Annotated in this window: 12 protein-coding genes; 9 read left to right on the plus strand and 3 right to left on the minus strand. The window is 68.3% G+C overall.

What is annotated here, in order from left to right:
* Positions 1-6 precede the first annotated feature (6 nt).
* Positions 7-4,008 carry a type VII secretion protein EccCa gene (eccCa, locus tag ACQEV1_RS09635; protein WP_433393140.1) on the minus strand — a complete coding sequence of 1,334 codons (4,002 nt, stop codon included), beginning with the start codon at positions 4,006-4,008 and terminating at the stop codon, positions 7-9.
* Between the two features lie 60 nt (positions 4,009-4,068).
* Here eccCa and eccD point away from each other — a divergent pair, with 60 nt between their 5' ends.
* Complete coding sequence (gene eccD, locus ACQEV1_RS09640) at positions 4,069-5,481, plus strand: type VII secretion integral membrane protein EccD (protein WP_285620820.1); 1,413 nt, start codon at positions 4,069-4,071, stop codon at positions 5,479-5,481.
* Positions 5,482-5,564: 83 nt separating this feature from the next.
* Complete coding sequence (locus ACQEV1_RS09645) at positions 5,565-6,011, plus strand: YbaB/EbfC family nucleoid-associated protein (protein WP_433393142.1); 447 nt, start codon at positions 5,565-5,567, stop codon at positions 6,009-6,011.
* A gap of 43 nt (positions 6,012-6,054) precedes the next feature.
* Here ACQEV1_RS09645 and ACQEV1_RS09650 read toward each other — a convergent pair whose 3' ends face one another.
* A complete protein-coding gene (locus ACQEV1_RS09650) occupies positions 6,055-6,762 on the minus strand; it encodes a hypothetical protein (RefSeq protein ID WP_433393144.1) in 708 nt (235 codons plus the stop codon).
* A complete protein-coding gene (locus tag ACQEV1_RS09655) occupies positions 6,752-8,377 on the minus strand; it encodes a hypothetical protein (protein WP_433393146.1) in 1,626 nt (541 codons plus the stop codon). The genes ACQEV1_RS09650 and ACQEV1_RS09655 overlap by 11 nt, the downstream gene beginning before the upstream one ends.
* Before the next feature lie 108 nt (positions 8,378-8,485).
* On the opposite strand from ACQEV1_RS09655, the gene eccB reads away from it, so the two are divergent.
* From eccB to ACQEV1_RS09690, 7 genes are all read left to right on the plus strand, one after another.
* The gene (eccB, locus tag ACQEV1_RS09660; protein ID WP_433393148.1) at positions 8,486-9,931 is read left to right on the plus strand and encodes a type VII secretion protein EccB; all 1,446 of its coding nucleotides are present in this window, start codon (positions 8,486-8,488) and stop codon (positions 9,929-9,931) included.
* A 237-nt stretch (positions 9,932-10,168) separates the two neighbouring features.
* The gene (locus ACQEV1_RS09665) at positions 10,169-10,480 is read left to right on the plus strand and encodes a WXG100 family type VII secretion target (protein ID WP_285568181.1); all 312 of its coding nucleotides are present in this window, start codon (positions 10,169-10,171) and stop codon (positions 10,478-10,480) included.
* Between the two features lie 64 nt (positions 10,481-10,544).
* Positions 10,545-10,862, plus strand: coding sequence for a WXG100 family type VII secretion target (locus tag ACQEV1_RS09670; protein WP_285568183.1), 318 nt, complete (start codon positions 10,545-10,547; stop codon positions 10,860-10,862).
* A 274-nt stretch (positions 10,863-11,136) separates the two neighbouring features.
* On the plus strand, positions 11,137-11,679 hold the full coding sequence (locus ACQEV1_RS09675) for a hypothetical protein (RefSeq protein ID WP_285620807.1): 543 nt from the start codon (positions 11,137-11,139) through the stop codon (positions 11,677-11,679).
* 10 nt (positions 11,680-11,689) lie between these two features.
* Positions 11,690-13,099 carry a hypothetical protein gene (locus tag ACQEV1_RS09680; protein ID WP_433393151.1) on the plus strand — a complete coding sequence of 470 codons (1,410 nt, stop codon included), beginning with the start codon at positions 11,690-11,692 and terminating at the stop codon, positions 13,097-13,099.
* Between the two features lie 73 nt (positions 13,100-13,172).
* Positions 13,173-14,462: a S8 family serine peptidase gene (locus tag ACQEV1_RS09685; protein WP_433393153.1), complete on the plus strand. Its 1,290-nt coding sequence runs from the start codon at positions 13,173-13,175 to the stop codon at positions 14,460-14,462.
* A gap of 203 nt (positions 14,463-14,665) precedes the next feature.
* Positions 14,666-15,058 carry a hypothetical protein gene (locus ACQEV1_RS09690; protein WP_285620800.1) on the plus strand — a complete coding sequence of 131 codons (393 nt, stop codon included), beginning with the start codon at positions 14,666-14,668 and terminating at the stop codon, positions 15,056-15,058.
* Positions 15,059-15,171: the final 113 nt, after the last annotated feature.

The following is a 15,171-nucleotide window of genomic DNA, read 5'->3' on the forward strand; positions in this document are numbered from 1 at the left end:
ACCGGGTCAGCCGTTCTCCTCGCCGCCCAGGTACGCGGTCTGGATGAGGCGGTTGCCGGTGCGCCGCTCGACGAAGTGGCCCCGGCCCGGCGGCTGCGGGTCGGGTCGTACGTTGCCGAACAGGGCGCCCTCGTCCTTCGTGCCCGACAGGATCAGGGCCGGGTTGGCCATGTCCTTGATGCGCTGGATCACCGGGTCGAACATCGAGCGTCCCGAACCGCCCATCGCGCGGGCCAGTACCACGTGCAGGCCGATGTCGCGGGCCTGCGGGAGGAGCTCCACGATCGGCATCAACGGGTTGTTCGACGTGGCGACGAGATCGTAGTCGTCGATGATGAGGTAGAGGTCCGAGCCGTGCCACCACGACCGGCTCCGCAGCTGCTCCGGCGTCAGGTCCGAGGTCGGCAGCCGGGTGACCAGCGCGCCGTGGACGTCCTTGAGCAGCGTGGTCGCGGACGTGCTCGCCGCGGCGTACCCGATCCGGTGCTCGGTGTCGGCGGTGTCGAGCAGCGAACGCCGGTAGTCGAGGAAGATCAGCCGCGCCTGCTCCGGGGTGTTGCGCGCGATGATGCCCTCCGCGATGAGGCGCAGCAGGTTGGACTTGCCCGACTCGGTGTCGCCGACGACGATGAAGTGCGCGTCGTTCTCGAAGTCCAGCATGACCGGCGACAGGGTGTCCTCGTCGATGCCGATCGGGATCCGCTTGCCGGACACCTCGGGGGTCGGCAGCGCCGTGGGTTCGAGCCGGGCGGGCAGCAGCCGTACGGGCGGTGCGGACGGACCGGTCCACGCCCCCGCCACCGTTTCCACGAACGACCGGACGCCGTCGGACAGGTCGTCCGCGGCCTGGCGGCCGTCGACGCGCGGCAGCGCGCCCAGGAAGTGCAGGCCGTCGCGGGTCAGCCCGCGACCGGGGGAGTTCTGCGGCACGTTGTCGGCGAGCTTGCGGTTGATCTCCGACTCGTACGGGTCACCGAGCCGCAGCTCCACGCGGGTGCCGAACAGGTCCCGGATGTTCATCCGGAACTCCGACCACTTGTTGGTCGAGGCGATGACGTGGATGCCGAAGCCCAGGCCGCGAGCGGCGAGGTCCGTGATGCTGCTCTCGATGCTGTCGAACTCCTGGCGCAGCAACATCCAGTTGTCGACGACCAGGAAGACGTCGCCGAACCCGTCGCCCGGCACCTTGCCCTGGGCGCGCAGCCGGCGGTACGTCGCGATCGAGTCGATGCCCCGCTCGGTGAACTCCCGCTCCCGCTGGGTCAGCAGGGTCTTGATCTCGGCGACCGTACGCCGGACGCGGTCGCCGTCGAGGCGGGACGCGACGCCGCCGACGTGCGGCAGTCCCGAGAGCGACGAGAGCGTGCCGCCACCGAAGTCGAGGCAGTAGAACTGCATCTCCTGCGGCGTGTGCAGGAGGCAGAGCGAGCCGATCAGGCTTCGCAGCATCGTCGACTTGCCGCTCTGCGGGCCGCCGACGACCGCGACGTTTCCGGCGGCGCCGCTCAGGTCCACCCACATCGGATCGCGCCGCTGGTCGAAGGGCCGGTCGACGATGCCGACCGGCGCGCAGATCCGGCCCCGGCCCTCCCAGCCGGGTGAGGTGAAGCCGTGCTCCGGCGTGGCCTGGAGCCCGGGGATCAGCTGGTCGAGCGTGGACGGGTCGTCGAGCGGCGGCAGCCAGATCTCGTGCGCGGGCGGCCCCTGCCCGGCGAGCTGCCGGACCACGATGTCGAAGAGGCTGTCCTCGACGCTCGACTCGCTCGCGTCCTGGGTGTGCTCCGGCTCCGGGTCGGCGATCACCTGCGGTGCCAGGTAGTCGGGCACGAAGGGCACGATCTGCGGGACGACGCGCGGACCGCCGTCCTCGTCCACGCCCTCCTCCGGCTTGTACGCGCCGGAGACGTACGCCGCCTTGAACCGCGTCATGCCGGTCGTGTCGAACTTGAGGTAGCCGTTGCCGGGCTGCGACGGCAGCTCGTACGCGTCGGGCACACCGAGGACGACACGGCTTTCCATGGCCGAGAAGGTCCGCAGACCGATGCGGTACGACAGGTGGGTGTCGAGGCCGCGGAGCTTGCCCTCCTCCAGGCGCTGCGACGCGAGCAGCAGGTGCACGCCGAGCGACCGGCCGAGACGCCCGATCATCACGAACAGCTCGGCGAACTCCGGCTTGGCGGACAGGAGCTCGGAGAACTCGTCCAGCACCACGAAGAGCGTCGGCATCGGCGGGATCGGGGCGCCGCGCTCGCGCGCCGCCTCGTAGTCGCGCAGCGAGGCGTAGTTGCCGGCCGACCGCAGGAACTCCTGCCGCCGCACCATCTCGCCGTGCAGCGCGTCGTACATGCGGTCGACCAGCGGCAGCTCGTCCTCCAGGTTGGTGATGACCGCCGCGACGTGCTGGAGGCCGTCGAGGCCGAGGAAGGTCGCACCGCCCTTGAAGTCGACGAGGACGAAGTTGAGCACCTCGGAGGAGTGCGTCACCGCCAGCCCGAGGACCAGGGTGCGCAGCAGCTCGGACTTTCCGGAGCCGGTCGCCCCGATGACCAGGCCGTGCGGGCCCATGCCGCCCTGGGCCGACTCCTTGATGTCCATCTCCACCGGACGGCCGTCGGCGGCGACGCCGATCGGGACCCGGAGGCGGTTGCGCGGCGGCCGCGGGCGCCACACGACGCGGGTGTCGATGCGAGTCGGGTCGTGGAGGCCGAGCAGCGAGGTCAGGGTGCGGTTCGCGTGCAGCGCGCTCTGCTCGGGCTCGCTCGCGCCGCTGGTCCGCAGCGGGCACAGATGCCGCGCGAGCCCGTCCGCGGACATGAAGTCGAGCGCGTCGGGCTTGCCGAGGCGCTGGTGGACGTCCTTGCCGGTCCGGTCCCGCTTCACGATGCTCAGCTGGTCGGGCCGTATATCGAGCCGGAGCATGGTCGCTTCGGGTGTCGGCGTGATCGCGCCGGTCAGGTCGATGACCGTGACGCCGTCGATGCCGTCCGCGCTGATCTGGCTGTCCATGCTGACCGCGCCGCCGTCCATGATGACGATGTGGTACGGCATGTCATCGGCCGACAGGCCGGGCGTGAACCGGGGACGGTCCTTCAGCTCGGCCCCGAGCATCTGTTCCAGCTCGGACATCGACTTGGCCATCAGCCGCACCGGACCCGCGGCGTCGGTGTCCTCCGGATGCATGGTGTGCGGGAGCCACTTCATCCAGTCCCAGTACGGCATCCGCTCGGTCGACGCGCACACCGAGATGCGCAGGTCGTCGGGGGAGTGGAACGCCGCGGCCTGGGCGATCAGTGCGTACATCAGCTCGCGTACGGCGCGCGGCTCGCCCACCGGCAGGATCCGCGCGAACGACGAGAGCGACACCGCGATGGGCAGGTTCGGCACGGTGGAGTGCGCGCGCACGAATCGCCGGAGCGCGCCCGCGGTCATGGGTTCGAGGTCCTCGACCGGCTTGGTCTCCGGCGGGATCAGCTGGATCGCGAGCCGCTGCGGGCCGCTGCCGATGCGGATGTTGCCGAAGTCGGCGTCACTCGCCCGGCGTTCCCAGAGACGGGCGCTCATCACCAGCGACCACAGGGAGGCGGGGTCGGGGCTGTTCCACTCCAGGGCCTCGCGCTGCTGCGTGCTGGCCCGGCGGACCTTCTGGCGGACCTGGGAAAGGTAGCGGAAGTAGTCGCGCCGGGCGCCGTTGAGCCGTTGCTTGCGCTCGCCGGTGCCGCGGGAGATCTGGCCCAGCATCATCCCCATCATCGACAGCGACATCATGCCCGAGGACAGGAACATCGTCGGGTTCGAGCCGGGGGCGACCAGCATGAAGGCCATCGCCCCGCCGCCCGCGAGCATCGGGATGTACGTCAGCATCGCCTGGAAACCCGCCGACTGCGTTTCCGGGATTTCCGGTGGCGACTCGAGAAGGATCTCACCTCGAGGCATCTCCGGCGGAGGCCGGCGTTCCTGTCTGGTGATGATCACCGTGCTCAACGGAGTACCTCCACGGGCCGCTGGCATAAAGCGTGAGTTGACGCCATCCTATAAAGCCGGTTCACCATGTTCCGTACGAATTCGCCGATGGGGGAGACCGTGAGCCCGAAAGCCGGAGCCGACTTGTGCCGGATCACGATCGTGGCACCGGATCGGCGGATCGACCTGTCGCTGCCGGCCGAGGTTCCACTGGTCCAGATGCTGCCGACGCTGTTGCGCGCCGCGGGCCGCGACCTGGCCGACGCGGGCCTCGCGCATTCCGGCTGGGCGCTGCAGCGGCTCGACGGCCCCCCTCTCGAGACCGGGCTCAGCCTCTCCCAGCTCGACATCCGCGACGGCGAGATGCTGTACTTCCGCCCGCGCATGACCCTGATTCCCGAACTCGTCTACGACGACGTCGCGGACGTGGTCGCGACGGGCAAGAAGGACCGCGCCGACCGCTGGCGCCCGGAGACGACACGCCGTTTCGGGCTGTTCGCCGGGGCCGGGGCTCTCGTCCTCGGCGTCATCCCGATCCTCCGGGCGGGGCCGCAGTGGTACGCCGCGGCGATCGCGGCGGCGATCGTCGCGTTCGTGCTGTTGACGATGGGCGTGACGCTGTCACGCGCGGTCGGCGACTCCGTCGGCGGCGCCGCCCTCGGCTGCGCGGCGCTTCCGTACGGGTTCCTGGCCGGCCTGCTCGCGCCCGCGCGGACGCACCTGCCGCTCACGGATCTGGGCGGCCCGCACCTGCTGGCGGCGTTCGCCGCCACCGCCGTGATCGCCGCGCTCGCGGGGTTCGGCGTGGCCGACGGCCTGCCGTGGTTCATCGGCGTCGGATTCGCCGGTCTGATCGGTACGGTCGCCACGGCCGTCACCCTCCTGTTCGGCGGTGTGAAACCGGCGGGCGTGGCCGCGTGCGCGGTCGTGGTCGTGATGGCGCTGAGCGCCCTCATCCCGACCCTGTCGTTCCGCTTCGCGCGCCTGCCGCTGCCGCCGATCCCGACCAGCGCCGAGGACCTGCGCAGCGAGTCGACGGTCGTCGACGGCAAGAAGCTCCTGCGCCGCGCGGGCGTCGCCGACCGGTTCGCCACCGGGCTGGTCGCCGGGGTCGCGCTGGTCGCCGCCGCCTCGCTGGTGTTCCTGGTCATGGCCCCGGGCCGGTTCGGGCCGATCATGGCCGCGGTGCTGTCGTTCTCGCTGCTCCTGCGGGCGCGCATCTTCCGCGGGCGCTCGCAGCGCAGCTGGATGCTCGTCGTGGGCCTCGGCGGCCTGGGGCTGCTCGACGTCGCGCTCTCGCTGCGCGCCACGCCCGTGGAGACCCTCGCGCTGGTGCTGCCGGCGATGCTGGCGGTCGCCGCCATCACCCTGACGATGGCGATGTGGCTGCCCGGTCACCGGCCCAGCCCGTTCTGGGGCCGGGCCGGGGACATCCTCGACATGTTCCTCATCATCGCGCTCGTGCCGCTGGCCCTCGCCGTTCTGAACGTCTACGCCAAGGTGCGCGGTATCGGAGGTTGAGCGGCCGCCGGAAAGCCGTCCTTCCGGTGGTCGGTGGTGTCGGCTACCGCTTTCCTACATAATTCTGAACAAGGGGGTGCAGCATGAGCGAGTTCGGTGACCTGGCCAATATGGACATCGATCGGCTCCTTCGTATCTCGGAGGAGTATTCGGCGAAGGTCCAGGAGATGCAGGAGCGCTCCGCCGACCTGAAAGGGCATGCGGAGAGCAAGGATCGCAGGATCAAGGTGACCTGCACGGTCGACGGCGGGATCACCGACATCGACATCGACCCGCGTGCCATGCGCATGTCGGCGGCGAACTTCGCCGAGACCCTCAAGACACTGATCCACGAGGCCAACGCCGACCTGCAGCGGCAGCTCAGCGAGCTCATGACCGAGACCTACGGCGCGGAGGCGAACCCGCTGGCCTTCAAGGAGAACCAGAAGGAGGCCCACGAGAGGGTCGAGGCCGCCGCGGCGATGTTCGACCGGACGCTGGAAGACGCGATGACCGAGCTGTCGCGCATCAGCAAACAGCTCGGCCTGTGATCAGCGTTCGATCGTGTCCCCCGCGCGGCGGCGGAGGGACACGCTAGGCGGGGGCGTTCGTCGGCCAGCTCGGCTTGGTGACCGGCACGATCGAGGACACCGCGTTGCCTATATACGAGTGGCCCATTACCCCGCCGACCGCCAGGCCGCCGAGTAGCAGTTTCCTCTTGAGGGACAGATCTTTGATCCCCTTGAGCATGGTGATGATTTTGGTGATGATCCCCCGGAGGCCCGTGACGATGCCCCTCAGCACGACGTTCATGGCTCCGGCGAAACCGTTGGCCTCCGCGAAAGCCGCCGCATTCGCGCCGGGAAGCCAGGAAACGCTGATGACTCCGGCCGCCTGAAGCGCCAGAGCCGTGCCGACGGCGAGTGACGCGGCGCCCAGAGCGATCCACACATCACCGGCGATCTTCATCATCGTGTCGAGCGTGCTGTGCTGGTCCTTGGTGTCGCCGAGCGCCTTGGTGTACTGGCCCATGCGGGTGTCGTAGGCCTGCCTCGCCGCAGGAGTGCTGAAGCCGTCGGCGGGTTTGACGATCGCATCGGTATCGTCTTTGGCCTTTCCGGCGGTTTCTGCCACAGTCGCGTGCCTGTCGCCTGCGTGCCGTATCTGGCCGGGGTCGGAGATGAGTGTTCCGGCGAGGGCGGCGATGGGAATGGCCGCCGGGATCACCCCTGCCGCGAAGGTCGAGGCGCCGAATCCAAGTATGCTCGGCGTCGCCAGTGCATCTCGTGCACTAATTCCCATCGGTCTGGCTCCCTGTTCCAGGCGTATTCTGAACTGTGGCCTTGTTCGTCAGCTCGGCGTTCCCGTAGATCTGGCCGGTTGCCACCATGCCCTGCGAGTTGGCGCTGAGCGTGGCGCTTCCCTGTTGCAGTTCCGTCGCGGCCGTCTCCGCCAGTGACGAATGAATCATCTGCAGTGGGCTGCCCAGCAGGCCGAAGCCGGGGAAACCGACACCGATGTCACGGGCCTGCGAGACCGCGGTGTCCAGAGTCTTCACCGGACCATTCACGAGTTTCGAGCCACGATCTTTGATCGTCTTCCCGTCGACATCCAACGCGCCGTCTTGCTGCTGCTGCTGCTGTTGCTGTTGTTGCTGCGGGTATTGTTGTTGCTGTTGCTTTCCGTCGTCACCGCCGGTCCCGCCGCCCGGTACCTCACCGCCGCCGCCGGTCCCACCGCCCGGTACGTCGCCGCCGCCGCCGGTCCCGGCACCCGGTGTGTCGGCTTTGGGCGTCGGGATGTCGGGTATCTGCGGCTGACCATCGGCGCCGGGCTTCTGTCCGGACTCGCCGGGCTGGTCCGTCTGCCCCGGTACGGGGGTGCCGTTGCCGTAGCCGGGGTTCTGGCCCGCCGGCCCCTGGAGGCCGGACCAGTCGTCCTTCTGGTCGGCCGGGTGGTCGTGGGCATCGATCTTGATATGCCCGTCTTTGTCCTGCGTGACGTTCAGATCGACGTGCTTGTCCGGCTGCACGTGGATCTTGACCTCATGCGGGTTGGTGTCGCTCTTGGGGACGGTGAGGTCGTAACTGCCGTCCTTGTTCGGGTGGACGTGCAGGGTGATGGCGTGCGGGTTGTCCGGGCCCTTCGGGATCACGATGTCCTGGCTGCCGTCGGCCTTCGTGTGAATGACCGGCGCCGGCAGGCTGGAGTTCGGCCCGTGCAGGGCGAGGTCGATCTTGGCGGCGTGGTCGCCGATGCCCTGGAGGTGTTCGACCGGGGTGGTGTCCTGCGACGGATTCTGAGTCGTCCCGGTCTGGCCGTACTGCCCGCTCGCGGTGGTGCCGTCGCCGCCGGTGTAGCCCGCGGGCTGGGTGCCGTTCTGGGTCATCCCCGTATGGCTCAGCTGCCCGGTCAGCGGCGTGCCGTCGCCGGTCGACTGCGTGCCGGTCGACTGGGTGCCGGTCGACTGCGTGCCCGTCGGCTGCGTGCCGTTCGCCTGGGTCCCGTCGGCGTGCTGTGTGCCGTTCTGCGTGCCGTTCTGGCCCTGTCCCGTCGGGTCGTACCCCGCCTGGCTGTATTGCGTGGGTATCTGAGTGGACTGGCCATTGGCCGACTGCGTGGCGGTCTGCGACGGATCCTGCGGGCCATGGACGACGTGGGCGGAGCCGTCCGGTGCGATGTCGATGCTGAGGCCGTTGTCGCCGGACGCGACCTTGTGCCCGTCGACGGTGATGAGCGCGTTCGGGCTCGAGTCGATGCCGAGCTGCGACTGAGTCGCGTGCTTTCCGGCCGCGACGTCGTAGCTGACCGTCTCCGGCTTCCCAGTGTCCGTGGTGGCCGCGGCGCTGGTCGCGCTGGTCTGGGAGTTCGTACTCGGATTGAGCAAAGCGGCGATGGTGTTCTGCTGCGTGCTCATCCGTCCTCCACCGAGCTGGACCGACACGTTCCATTACTTACCGGGCGCCTATTAGATTACGGTGCTGGACCGGGGGTTCCGCAATGTTTGAAATATCGGGAGGTGCCGGTGCAGACCCGTCGTGACCTGTATCAGGCGCATCGTTTGATGATGCAACGCGTCGGCATGGCACTTCTCGCCGGTGAGCCCGACCTTCCCGAGCCGCCCACTCGCCGGATGACCGTCTCGGCGTTCGCCGGGCTGATGATCGGCGTGCTCATCGTCGCCGGGTTCGGGGTCTGGGGTCTGCTGTCGCCCGGCGGCGCCACCGGCCTGGAGGATCCGGGCACGCTCATCATCGAGAAGGAGACCGGCACCAAGTACGTCTACAGCCAGCAGGCCAAGAAGATGTACCCGGTCGCCAACTACGCGTCCGCCCGGCTGATCCTCAACACCAATGACGTGAAGCGCAAGCTGGTCTCGCAGTCGTCGCTCGGCAAGTACGACCGCGCGCAACCGGTCGGCATCCTCGGCGCGCCCGACTCCCTTCCCACCGCCGACCACCAGGTGACCGGTCCGTGGTCGGTGTGCGGGCACAGCGCGGAGAACTCCACGGGCGGCACCGTCTCGTACGCCTCTCTCGTGGTCGGCAGCGGCGTCGGCGGGCAGTCGCTCAGCGACCGGCAGGCCGTGATCGTGCACGGCGCGGGCGCGTCGTGGGTGGTGTGGCGCAACCAGCGGATGAAGCTGCCCGCCGAGGAGGTGCGCCCGCTCAGCGGCACCGACCATCCTCCGGAGGTGTCGGCGACCTGGCTGAACGCCGTCCCGGCGGGCCCCGACTTCGCGCCGCCGCCGATCCCGAGCCGCGGCACGGAGGTCACCGGGCCCGATGGCGGGAAGGCGGCGGTCGGGACGATCTACGTCGCGCGGGCGGTCGGCGGCCAGGACCGCTGGTACGTCCTGATGAGCGACGGACTGGCTCCCATCAAGCAGACCGAGGGCGTGCTCCTGCAGAACGACCCGGCGAGCAGGAGCGCCTACAAGGGACGTCCGGTCCAGCCCGTACCGATCCCGCCGGCGTCAGCGAACGCCATGCAGCGCTCGACCGACAAGGTGTCCGCGGACGGGCTGCCCGACGTGATGCCCAGCATGATCTCCTACGACGCGACGACGCCGCTGTGCGTCGTCTACTCCGACACCGCGTCCGGCAGCCAGGACGCGCGCGTGGCGGTCGGCGGCACCGTCCCGACGCCGTCCGGGCCCTCCTCGACGACGCCGGGCACCGGCGCCGCCAAGGGCGTGGTGGACCAGGTCGTGCTGCCGCCGGGAGACGGCGCGCTCCTCGGGCTGCTGCCCGCGCCCGGTCAGGTCAAGTCCATCAGCTCGTACTCGGTACTAACGGATCAGGGGCTCCGGTTCGCCGTTCCGTCGGCCGATATCGCGGCCAAACTCGGCTTGGACGGTAAGAAGGTCGCGCCGGTTCCAGGAAACCTGCTCCACTTGATCCCGGAAGGGCCGACGCTGGATCCCAAGCAGGCCATGGAACCTTTGTCTTATCCCAGGTCAGGTGGGTGATTGGCGACCGCTGCGGTGCCTCTTTCCGGAGGTCGCTTCCTGATAACAATTCGGTTGCGTTGGCCATGTCCCTTGACTTCTTCCTATCTACTGGACAAGGGCGTCTAAAGCCTCGTATTGTTGCAACCGATTTGGCGGTCCCCGAGGGACCTAAGGTTGCCCACCGCGCGCCATGGTGAGCGGGGGTGGCCGCGGGGGTGTCGGGCCGCGTGTCAACCATCTCACCGGAGGTGAGCAGTGTCCGAGTCCGGCATCAGCATTGCCAATGCGAAGATCGCAGCCCAGAAGATCGACCATGCGGCGAGCACCATCAAGGGGCTCCAGATGCACACCCAGACCATCCACACTGATCTGCGCTCGGGCTGGGACAGCACCGCCGCGGATGCGTTCACGACGATGTTCACCAAGTACGACGAGGACTTCACCGCGGTCCTGAACGCGCTCCAGGACATGCATCAGAAGCTGGGTCAGGGCACGATCAAGTACGAAAGCATGATCCAGGAGCAGCACGACGCTGTTAACGCGGTGGCTGCGCTGATCAATCGCTAATCGTAGAAGGCTCGATTCACGAGTCGATACGTAAAGTCGGCGATAATTAAAACGGAGGGCCGGGATGGCGGACAAAGACTACACCAGGGCTAGTTTCACGACCCTGCAGCAGGTCGAGGAAGACTTCAGGACGACTCAGAAGGCGTTGCAGGAGGTGCTGGACAACCTCCAGACCGAGATCGAGAAGCTGCTGGACCCCGCGGATCCGGTGAACGGCTTCAGCGGCGCTGCGGGTGAGGCGTACAAGACCAACCGGACGAAGTGGCAGAGCGCGGCGAACGACATGTCGACCACGCTGAACGGGATCACCAACACCGTCCGCGACGTGCACACGAACTACTCGCACGCGGAGAAGGCCAGCTACGACCTGTGGGCTCACTGAGCCTGTCCTGGTCCGGCCTCGGCTGTCGACCAGCCGAGGCCGACCTCCCCGACCCCAGCCGCGGCCGTGCGCCGGTCGCGGCAGGGGTCATCGCCCGTTACGGGGACAATGGCCGGTGGGCGACAAGTTATCCGGGTCCGGGGTGGAACGCCCGGCGCCTGGTTGTAAAGATGGATTCTGGTTGCGGCGGCGGAACCGGGCGGACCCGGTCGCCGTCGTACCCTTGAGACCTGGAGGCCGTCTCTCGGCCGGATTGCAGTGAGGGGAAAGAGTCATGGCGCCAGATCCGAAGACCCCGCAGACTCCGCCTGCCCCCGATCTGTCGCCACAGAAGCCCGACGAGAGCTGGTCGGACTACTGGGCCAGATCGCATCGCAATGCCAACGTCGGCAAGACCAGCTATCCCTGGGGGAACAGCGAGTGGCCCGGCACCGACAAGAGCGACAATAAATACATCTACCGGCCGGAGCTGGTGAACATCGCCAAGGCTCTCCGGCAGGATCTCGCGAATTACACCGGTGAAGGTCTGCCGGCGAGCGGCTCGGGAAACAAGACCAAGAGTGTTCAGCAGCAGCTGTCCGACACATTCGGTGTCACGGAGCAGCAGATCGGCGCCTGGGACGTCCCGAGCACCTTCCACGGGAGTACTCTCACCAAGACCCAGCGAGCCGTGATCGACGCGAATAATGCGTTCGTCTCCGCGTACCAGGCCGTGATCCGGCGGATCGAGATAGCCGCCGGAATCTCCCAGGACGCCGAGGACCAGAGCCAGGCGGCCGTGAACAACCCCAACAACCTTCCGAACCAGACTTACTGAGGTCGTGGCGATGGGTGACACCAAGAAGACGGTTGACTTCCAGGGCGAACAGCCCACGGGCAATGCGTCGAAGTACCATCCGAACGACATTGTCGGCTTCGCGAACACCATCGACCCGGCGAAGATCCAGGGAGTCGGCGCGGCCTACGAAGGCATCGGGGGTGTCTTCGGTGGCTCGCTGCAGGTGTTCAAGGACATGGCTCAGCGGTTGAGTGAGGCGTGGACCGGTGAGGACGGCTCGGTGGAGGCGTCGCGTCAGCTCGCTCTGTTGTTCATCGCGGCGTCGAACATGCAGACCATCACCAAGCAAATCGGTGGTGTCCTCAAGAACCTCGGCTCCGATCAGCCGGACTTCTCCAAGCAGGCCTCCATTGAAAGCGGGCCTTTCGGCATGGTCACCGCTGCCGACCCGCCCCCTACACCGCTCGCGAATGTCACCCCTACCGATTACGGTGAGAACGGGCACAGCTCGCTTGCGCAGTTCAAGAGCATGGTGACGTCGAACGCCGACTACTTCGCCGGAAAGGACGTCGCCCCGATCATTCCGAACATCACGCCGGGGTTCGTCTATCTCTCCGTTCCGACGTCGGACGGCAAATCCATTTCCATCGACCGGGACACCCCGGCCGAACAACGTGGGCTGTATGCGCAGTATCTGCTGAAGCAGGGCAACAACGGCATCATCCGCACGTGGGAGGGCTTCCCGCAGTCGGTGACCCTGGATCTGCCGCCGGGGTTGCCGGACACGGGCTCGCCCAACAAAGACCCGAAAAAGAGATACAACGGACCGGGCACCACGACGTCCCCGACGCCGAAACTGGCGAGTCCCGGCACGCCGAAGATACCGGGCAACTCTGCCATCCCGGCCGGGCTCAACAACCCGACCGGGCTCAACAACCCGACCGGCCTGAACAACCACGGCGGCACGGATCTGTCCGGGACTCACAGCCCGACCGGCACCGATCTGTCCGGGATCCAGAATCCGACTCTGCCCGACACCGGCAGCACGAATCTGACCAACCCGCCGCACCTCGGTGACAGCGGGACCAACCTCGACCCGAATACGGGATCCGGGCCGAAGCTGGGTAACTCGTACACGCCGTACACGCCGAGTTCGTTCAAGACTCCGGGCCTCGGGAACGGCGGCCTGGGCAAGACCGGGCCGGGTGTCACGACACCGGGCAACACCATCGGCGCCCGCGGCGCGGTGAACACCGCCGCGACGGCGGCCGAGGAGGCGGCGGCCGGCACCGCGGCGGCGAACGCCGCCAAGGGCGGCAACGGTTACATGCCGATGATGCCGCCGATGATGGGCGGGCAGCAGGGGCAGAACGGGGACCGCGAGCGCAGCGCCTGGCTGACGGAGGACGAGGACATCTGGGGAGCGGACGACGACGTGGCTCCACCGCTCATCGGCTGACCGATACCGCGACGTCGGGCAGGGCGAGTACGCTCGCCCTGCCCTTTCGCTTCTCGGTAGGAAAGAGGACCGCGTGCGTTCGCTGAGGCTCATTGTTCCGGCGGTGTTCATGTCCGCCGCCGTCATCGCAGCCGGGGCGCCCGCCGGAGCGGCGAACACGCCGACACCACACTCCGAGTGGTGGCTTTCGTCCTGGGGCATCGACAAGATCTGGCCGATCACTCAGGGGAACGGCGTCACGGTCGCCGTTCTCGACACCGGCGTGAACGCCCGGCTTCCCGACCTCGCCGGGTCGGTACTGCCCGGCGGTGACATGACCGGGGCGGGGACCGACGGCCGTACCGACACCGACACCCAGAAGGGCGGCCACGGCACCGCGATGGCGGCCCTCATCGTCAGCAAGGGCCGGAGCACGGGAGTGCTCGGCGTGGCACCTCAGGCGCGCGTGCTGCCGGTGACCGTCGGCAACGGGACGGCGACCGCCGAGGATTTCCACGTCCGCATCGCGAAGGGAATCCGCTTCGCGGTCGACCACGGGGCGAAGGTCATCAGCATCTCCCAGGCCTTTCCGGCGAGCGGCTATCCGGAGTCCTGCCCGACGGACATTCTCGACTCGGTGGAGTACGCCGCGCGGCACGACGTGGTGATCGCGGCGGCCACCGGTGACGACGGAGGCGCCGGGAACCCGGCGCAGGCACCGGCCTCCTGCCCCGGCGTGCTCGCCGTCGGGGCGGTCAACGCCGACACACGGCCGTGGCAGCTCACCCAGCAGGTGCCCTTCACGGCGGTCGCAGGACCGGGTGGCACCGTCGGCTGGGTGGGCAAGGACGGAAAGCCCGGACGCACGGGTTCCGGAACGAGCCAGGCCACCGCGCTGACGGCGGGCGGGCTGGCCCTCGTGCGCGCCGCCAACCCGAGCATGACCGCCCGCGAGGTCGTTCAGCGGGCCATGGCCACCGCGCTGGACTCCGGCACCCCTGGCCGCGACGACCAGACGGGGTACGGCGCGTTCCGGATCCACCGGGCCATGGACCTGAGCTTCGCGGTGCCGCGAACCGCGCCGAACCCTCCGTACGAGCGGCTCGACCGGGTCATGGGGCAGCAGGCGCCGTCCGCTCCGTCGTCCACGCCGGCCACGTCCGGGCAGGCGGAGAAGAAGAAGTCCGGCGGCGGCGTGCCGGTCGGGCCGATCGTCGGCGTCGTGGTGTTCGTCCTGGTGATCGGCCTGGCGGTCGCGGTGGGCGTCGCGCGGAGACAGCGGCCGGACGGCGGTTCGCCGGGCGACCGTACGCCCGACGCGGAACAGGACGCCGCGCCCCAGTCCTTCGGCCGGCCGGATCGACGGGATCCGGGTGGCCACTGACGGCCAGCGGGAGAGCCGTCGGCCGTTCGCGCTCCTTCGTCCGGCGATTATCGGGGAGAATGGCGCGGCATGTACCGCGTGACCGCGTCGGCGTAGGGTGCGCGGTGATGTGGCTTATCAGGGGAACCGGTCGCCGTGGTCGACGGTCTGATCAACACGATTGGTGAGCCTCCAGGCTGGACGCTCCCGTTCTCAGGAGATTGGTGAGGCAGATGCCGCTCGCGTACGTACACGGCGTTTACTACGCGCCGATCAGGCTGATCATCTACCTGGTCATCTTCGGCATCGTCGCCACCATCGGGGCGATCGCGCGCCGGTCCAGACGGAAGAACATGAACCAGTACGGCCAGGTGCCGGGCCAGTGGCAGCAGCAGACCCCGCCGCCGGGTTCGCCGTACGGCGCCTGGACCAACCAGCAGCAGGGCTATCCCCAGCAGGGATACCCTCAACAGCAGGGCTACCCGCAGCAGGGGTATCCCCAGCAGGGATACCCCCAGCAGCAGGGCTACCCGCAGGGATACCCGCCTCAGGGACAGGTGCCCCAGAACTACGACCAGCCTCCTCAGCAACAGGGATACCAGCAGCCGCCGTGGTAAGAATCGGGATGATTGTTGCCATCTGTCGCCCTATGTCCGGTAATGCCACTCCTGGTCACTCGACACCCCCTCTAGTCGGTTGAAACCGCACCCCACTTCACGCGAAGCTTTCT

The organism is Actinoallomurus sp. CA-142502 (assembly GCF_050936355.1).
Classification (GTDB): Bacteria; Actinomycetota; Actinomycetes; order Streptosporangiales; family Streptosporangiaceae; genus Actinoallomurus; species Actinoallomurus iriomotensis.

Excerpts from the sequence above, each read along its gene's own strand:
- ACQEV1_RS09675 (WP_285620807.1), top strand. The coding sequence starts at position 11,137 with ATGGCGCCAGATCCGAAGACCCCGCAGACTCCGCCTGCCCCCGATCTG.
- ACQEV1_RS09645 (WP_433393142.1), top strand. The coding sequence starts at position 5,565 with ATGAGCGAGTTCGGTGACCTGGCCAATATGGACATCGATCGGCTCCTT.
- ACQEV1_RS09670 (WP_285568183.1), top strand. The coding sequence starts at position 10,545 with ATGGCGGACAAAGACTACACCAGGGCTAGTTTCACGACCCTGCAGCAG.
- eccD (WP_285620820.1), top strand. The coding sequence starts at position 4,069 with ATGGGGGAGACCGTGAGCCCGAAAGCCGGAGCCGACTTGTGCCGGATC.
- ACQEV1_RS09650 (WP_433393144.1), bottom strand. The coding sequence starts at position 6,762 with ATGGGAATTAGTGCACGAGATGCACTGGCGACGCCGAGCATACTTGGA.
- ACQEV1_RS09680 (WP_433393151.1), top strand. The coding sequence starts at position 11,690 with ATGGGTGACACCAAGAAGACGGTTGACTTCCAGGGCGAACAGCCCACG.
- ACQEV1_RS09655 (WP_433393146.1), bottom strand. The coding sequence starts at position 8,377 with ATGAGCACGCAGCAGAACACCATCGCCGCTTTGCTCAATCCGAGTACG.
- eccCa (WP_433393140.1), bottom strand. The coding sequence starts at position 4,008 with ATGCCAGCGGCCCGTGGAGGTACTCCGTTGAGCACGGTGATCATCACC.